The following is a 6,372-nucleotide window of genomic DNA, read 5'->3' on the forward strand; positions in this document are numbered from 1 at the left end:
TGTAAGTTTCGAATCGAAAGTTAACTGAAAGGTTTTATGAATAAACGAAATACACAGCAACGACGCCACAGTATCATCTGCATCCTGAATGAACAGGGTGAAGTGAGTGTCGATGAGTTGTCATTACGTTTCGAAACCTCAGAAGTGACTATTCGCAAAGACCTTGCTGAACTTGAAAAAACCGGACTGCTGCTACGCCGCTATGGTGGTGCTGTAGCCATTCCCGATGAAGTGACGCAACAGTTTTCTGCCAAGATAGCCCCTAATAAGTTATCCATTGCTAAAGCCGCGGCGCAGCTTATTAAAGATCATAATCGCATCATCATCGACAGTGGCACCACTACTTCAGGCCTGATTGCTGAACTCAACCACAAACGTGGGCTGGTGGTCATGACCAATGCCCTGCATTTGGCTAATGCGATTCATGAGCTGGAAAACGAGCCGACCCTATTGATGACAGGTGGAACCTGGGACCCGCATTCTGAATCCTTTCAAGGCCAAGTCGCCGAGCAGGTATTACGCTCCTATAACTTCGATCAACTCTTTATCGGTGCCGACGGTATCGATCTAGCGCGCGGCACCACCACCTTTAATGAGCTGACAGGTTTAAGCAAGGTGATGGCTGAGGTTTCGCGCGAAGTGATCGTTATGGTGGATTCGGACAAAATTGGTAAGCGGATCCCTAACTTAGAATTACCTTGGTCGCAAATCAGTGTGCTAGTCACCGATGCTCGCATCGAAGAGAGCGCCCTTAATCAAATTACCGAGCAAGGCGTGAAAGTCATCTTAGCGCCCTACTCGCCTTAGGCATTTGCCCGTGATAAGCCAGAGCAAATGACTCAAACAACTTCATTTTTATTTTTCATTTTATAGGTAAAAACTATGTGCGGAATCGTTGGCGCCGTGGCGCAAAGGGATGTGGCCGAAATTCTGGTCGAAGGTTTACGTCGTTTAGAATATCGTGGATATGACTCCGCAGGTGTTGCCGTGATCCACAATGGCGAACTCAATCGCACTCGCCGCGTGGGTAAAGTACAGGAGCTTTCTGCCGCACTCGAAACCGACCCGTTAGCGGGCGGCACTGGTATTGCTCATACTCGTTGGGCGACCCATGGTGAGCCAAGCGAGCGCAATGCTCACCCACATTTATCTGAAGGCGATATTGCCGTGGTGCACAATGGCATTATCGAAAACCATCATAAACTGCGCGAAATGCTTAAAGAGCTGGGCTATCACTTTAGCTCTGATACCGACACCGAAGTGATTTGCCACTTAGTTCACCATGAATTGAAATCTAACGACACTTTGCTGGCCGCGGTGCAAGCCACGGTGAAACAACTCGAAGGCGCTTATGGTACTGTGGTGATTGACCGCCGTGATAGCGAGCGCATGGTCGTTGCGCGTTCAGGTAGCCCTCTGGTGATTGGTTTTGGTTTAGGTGAAAACTTTGTCGCGTCTGATCAATTGGCGCTGCTGCCTGTGACCCGTTCTTTCGCGTTTTTAGAAGAAGGTGACGTGGCTGAAGTGACTCGTCGTACCGTGAGCATTTTCGATGTGCATGGCAATAAAGTTGAGCGCGAAGTTAAAGAATCAGAAATCACCCACGATGCCGGTGACAAAGGTGAATATCGCCACTATATGCTCAAAGAGATTTATGAGCAGCCATTGGCACTGACACGCACTATCGAAGGTCGCATCGCTAACAAGCAAGTGCTCGACACGGCTTTTGGTGATAATGCTGCTGAGTTCTTAAAAAATATCAAGCACGTACAAATCATTGCCTGTGGTACTAGCTATCATGCGGGTATGGCGGCGCGTTATTGGTTAGAGGATTGGGCCGGCGTTTCTTGTAATGTCGAAATCGCCTCCGAATTCCGCTACCGCAAGTCGCATTTGTTCCCTAACAGCCTGTTGGTGACCATTTCTCAATCGGGCGAGACTGCCGATACGCTGGCGGCGATGCGCCTCGCTAAAGAAATGGGTTATAAGGCGACACTGACCATCTGTAACGCGCCCGGCTCTTCTTTGGTGCGTGAGTCAGATATGGCGTACATGATGAAAGCAGGCGCTGAAATTGGCGTTGCTTCAACTAAAGCCTTTACCGTGCAACTGGCGGGTTTATTAATGCTGACTGCGGTGATCGGTCGCCATAATGGTATGTCTGAGCAAATGCAGGCGGAGATTACTCAAAGCCTACAGTCTATGCCTGCCAAAGTGGAACAAGCCCTAGGTTTAGATGATGCGATTGCTGAATTGGCGGAAGACTTTGCCGACAAACACCATGCCTTATTCCTTGGCCGTGGCGATCAGTACCCGATTGCGATGGAAGGTGCGCTCAAACTAAAAGAGATCTCCTACATCCATGCAGAGGCATATGCCTCTGGCGAACTTAAGCATGGCCCACTGGCGTTGATTGATGCCGACATGCCCGTCATCGTGGTTGCACCAAACAACGAACTGTTAGAAAAGCTGAAATCTAACGTTGAAGAAGTGCGTGCCCGTGGCGGCTTAATGTATGTCTTCGCCGATGTGGATGCAGAGTTTGAATCTGACGAGACCATGAAGGTTATCCCGGTTCCACACTGCGATATCTTTATGGCGCCGCTGATTTACACCATCCCATTACAGTTGCTGTCGTATCACGTTGCCTTAATTAAGGGCACCGATGTGGATCAACCACGAAACCTCGCTAAATCGGTGACGGTGGAATAAATCGGAAGCAATAAAAAACCGCCTAAATGGCGGTTTTTTATTGGGGCTTTATTAGAGTATGTGCTGGTGGCTGAGTGTATTAAGCCGTTATTGCATTAAGTGCGTTCTGCTTTTTTGCCTCGAAACGTTTCCATACTCTATCGTGGAAATAAAACACTACAGTGTTTATCGCGGGCTCAACTAAGGCGACGGCACCACCGACCAAAACACTACCAGTTAATAAATAGGTAACTGTGAAGGCAACGCTGAAATGTAATACGGCAAAAGTTAGTGTCTTGGTCATGATCTTATCCTCTAATGTTAGCCCCAATTGGGAATAATTAGATGATAACAATTCTCATTAAAATTTAAACCCGTATTTTGAGATTAGTTTAAACGGTTTTTTCTATCTATAAGCGCTAAAAAATATAAAGCCCTCAAATGAGAGCTTTATATGGCAATCAGTTTCGATCAGTAATGCCAAGGAAACGCGGAAAAGTCCTGGTCACGTTTCTCAAGGAAAGCATCGCGTCCTTCTTGAGCTTCTGCGCTGGCATAGGCTAAGCGTGTCGCTTCACCCGCAAACAGTTGCTGACCGACCATGCCGTCGTCGGTCATGTTAAAGCCGTACTTCAGCATACGCATCGCCGTAGGCGATTTGGAGTTAATCTCTTTGGCCCATCTTAATGCTTCAACTTCGAGTTCGGCATGGGGAACCGATTTATTCACCATTCCCATGGCAAAGGCTTCATCGGCACTGTAGTTAAAGCCACAGAAGAAAATTTCTCGCGCACGCTTTTGGCCAATCATCTTGGCAAGATAAGCACTGCCATAGCCTGAGTCGAAACTCGCGACATCGGGATCGGTTTGTTTGAAGACGGCGTGTTCCTTCGAGGCCAAGGTTAAGTCGCAGACAACGTGCAAACTATGGCCGCCACCCACCGCCCAACCCGGTACGACTGCGATCACCACCTTAGGCATAAAGCGGATCAATCGTTGGACTTCGAGGATATGTAACCGCCCCATTCTGGCTAAATCGGCTTTACCTTCTTCGGCGCCTTCATATTTATAACCATCTTTACCGCGAATACGTTGATCGCCACCGGAGGAAAACGAATATTGTCCTTTGGCCGAGGGGCCATTGCCCGTGAGTAATACACAACCTACATCGGACCATTGGCGAGCGTGATCGAGGGCGATATATAACTCATCAACCGTTTTTGGGCGAAAGGCATTGAGGCAATCTGGACGGTTAATAGCAATACGCACAGTGCCGTGGGCTTTGGCTCTATGGTAAGTAATATCGTCGAAGTTAAATCCGCTGACTTCATCCCACAGTGCGGGATCAAAAATATCTGATACTGGTTTAGTCATGATATAAGGCCTATATAATTGAAGCTCAGAGGCTAGGTGGAATGTTACCGTAGGTCAATCACCTCAGCGTTATGCTTAGTGATGGTTTGCAAAATTCCGTTTGCCTGTTAGTGGATTAGAGGTTGTCGCAGATAAATAGCAAGTTATCTCTGCTAAAAATGGGATGTTCGGTGGCTTTAGTACCGCAGTAGCTTTCTTTAAAATCAGCAATGCCGTCTTCGGTGAGTGGGATTTTATTAAATTCTTCGACTTCAGGTGCAGACAGTCGCGCCAAAATCTCTTTCCGCGCCTTTGTTAGATTTTGATCTATTTTTATTATCTGAGTTCCCATTGCTGAACTGACCTTGTTTTCTATCTTCTGAATCACTTCCTCTGTTTTTGCAATAGGTGCATCTAATTTGTCTGTTTCTGTGTATAAGTAATATAATGCACCAGAAAGAAGCGCTAATATGATCCAACCTTTCATCTTTTAGTCCAACATAAGTGAATAACCATTAATAATATGGGTATAATAAGCCAGTTTTCGTCCAATATTAAAGCAGTAAAAGGCTGTCACGATGAACGCAGAATCTAATAACAAGGACTATTCGAAAACCAATCGAATTAAGATTCACCAGCCTGATGCAGATAAGGCTGATCGCTTTAACCCCCGCAATCGGATTTATGTCCGGGCCATCGATGGATTATGGAGTAGTTTACGCCGCCGTATGGGCTGGATTGCAATGCTCTTCTTCCTTATCTTACCCTGGATACCTTGGGGAGAACGTCAAGCCGTATGGTTCAATCTGGCTGAGCAGAAATTCCATGTCTTTGGTTTAACGATTTGGCCACAAGATCTGACCTTACTTGCCGCTCTCTTTATGATAGCCGCCTTTGCGTTATTTTTCGTGACAACCTATCTCGGTCGAGTCTGGTGTGGTTACACCTGTCCGCAAACCGTATGGACGTTTATGTTCATCTGGTTCGAAGAAAAACTCGAAGGTGCCCGTAATAAGCGCATTAAGCTAGATCAAATGCCATGGGGTTTTGACAAAATCTGGCGCAAAACCGCAAAACACACTGCATGGATAGTGCTTTCGCTCATCACAGCTATGACCTTTGTGTCCTATTTTGTGCCGAGCCGTGAAGTCTATGTCGATGTATTTACCCTTAATGCATCGGGTGCTATCTACTTCTGGGTGGTGTTTTTTACCTTAGCGACCTACGGTAATGCGGGCTGGATGCGTGAAATCATGTGTATTCATATGTGCCCGTACGCGCGCTTCCAATCGGCGATGTTTGATAAAAATACTTATATCGTTGGTTACGATGCCAAACGTGGCGAGACCCGTGGCCCGCGTTCACGCAAAGCCGACCCCAAAGAAATGGGCTTAGGCGACTGTATCGACTGCGACCTCTGTGTTCAGGTTTGTCCAACGGGTATTGATATTCGTAATGGCCTGCAATACGAATGTATTAACTGCGGCGCCTGTATCGACGCTTGTGACCAAACTATGGAGCGCATGGGATACCCTCTGGGGCTGATTAGCTATACCACCGAAAATAAACTCGAGGGTATTAAAGAGAAAGTATTACGTCCTAAGCTGGTCGGCTATGGTGTAGTGCTTGCCGTTATGATTCTTGTCTTTATCTATGCGAGCGCGACGATTGCACCAGTACGTATGGATATTATCCGCGACCGCAATCAACTCTATCGAGAAAATGATCGAGGTTTGATTGAAAACACCTTCACCTTGAAGATCCTGAATAAGACAGAGCAAGCCCATGAATACACTATGAGTGTTGAAGGCCTCAACAACTATAAGTGGTATGGACCTACCTCAGTGACGATTGCAGGAGGAGAGGTATTAACTCTACCTATCAGTATCGGGGTCGATCCAGTCGAACTTTCGCGTTCAGTAACTAATATTGAGATAAAAGTGAAAACCCATATTGATGGCGAAGAAGTCGAAGTCGAGCAAGAATCGCGATTCTTCAGTCCATAGTTACTGTTTCGTTAACCAAATGAGTTTAAAAAGGGGCTGTTTAGCCCCTTTTTTATTCATATTGCTGGATATCTAGGCGTCTAGATGATTAATCGTAATTTTCTGACAAAAAGCCCTTGCACAAAAAGTTCTGCTGCCTATAATGCGCATCCACTGACACGGCAGACAGCGAAAGCTAACGCGGTTACAGTACGAATCGAATGCAAATTGTGCACTTGATTCGAAAGCCTCAAGAAGTTTGCAAAAACGCCTTGACGCCAAATGGGAAATGCGTAGAATACGCAGCCCTGACCCGCTGAGCGGTAACGCGAGGTAAGTGGTC

General features: G+C 46.7%; 6 protein-coding genes. 3 read left to right on the forward strand and 3 right to left on the reverse strand.

The genetic code is table 11. From position 1 onward, the window contains the following. Positions 1-36 precede the first annotated feature (36 nt). Both SHD_RS04640 and glmS read left to right on the forward strand, forming a co-directional pair. Complete coding sequence (locus SHD_RS04640) at positions 37-807, forward strand: DeoR/GlpR family DNA-binding transcription regulator (protein WP_023266063.1); 771 nt, start codon at positions 37-39, stop codon at positions 805-807. A gap of 75 nt (positions 808-882) precedes the next feature. Continuing rightward, entirely contained in the window at positions 883-2,712 is a 1,830-nt protein-coding gene (gene glmS, locus SHD_RS04645; protein ID WP_023266064.1) for a glutamine--fructose-6-phosphate transaminase (isomerizing), read from the forward strand. A 79-nt stretch (positions 2,713-2,791) separates the two neighbouring features. Here glmS and SHD_RS04650 read toward each other — a convergent pair whose 3' ends face one another. From SHD_RS04650 to SHD_RS04660, 3 genes are all read right to left on the reverse strand, one after another. Next, entirely contained in the window at positions 2,792-2,995 is a 204-nt protein-coding gene (locus tag SHD_RS04650) for a DUF2061 domain-containing protein (protein ID WP_023266065.1), read from the reverse strand. Positions 2,996-3,162: 167 nt separating this feature from the next. Beyond that, a complete protein-coding gene (locus tag SHD_RS04655; protein ID WP_011627707.1) occupies positions 3,163-4,065 on the reverse strand; it encodes a 1,4-dihydroxy-2-naphthoyl-CoA synthase in 903 nt (300 codons plus the stop codon). Between the two features lie 115 nt (positions 4,066-4,180). Next, positions 4,181-4,531, reverse strand: coding sequence for a hypothetical protein (locus SHD_RS04660; protein ID WP_023266066.1), 351 nt, complete (start codon positions 4,529-4,531; stop codon positions 4,181-4,183). 91 nt (positions 4,532-4,622) lie between these two features. Here SHD_RS04660 and ccoG point away from each other — a divergent pair, with 91 nt between their 5' ends. Beyond that, entirely contained in the window at positions 4,623-6,050 is a 1,428-nt protein-coding gene (gene ccoG / locus SHD_RS04665) for a cytochrome c oxidase accessory protein CcoG (protein ID WP_023266067.1), read from the forward strand. The last annotated feature ends 322 nt before the right edge of the window (positions 6,051-6,372 follow it).

Origin of the sequence: Shewanella decolorationis S12, assembly GCF_000485795.1 — a bacterium.
In the GTDB taxonomy this organism is placed as follows: Bacteria; Pseudomonadota; Gammaproteobacteria; order Enterobacterales; family Shewanellaceae; genus Shewanella; species Shewanella decolorationis.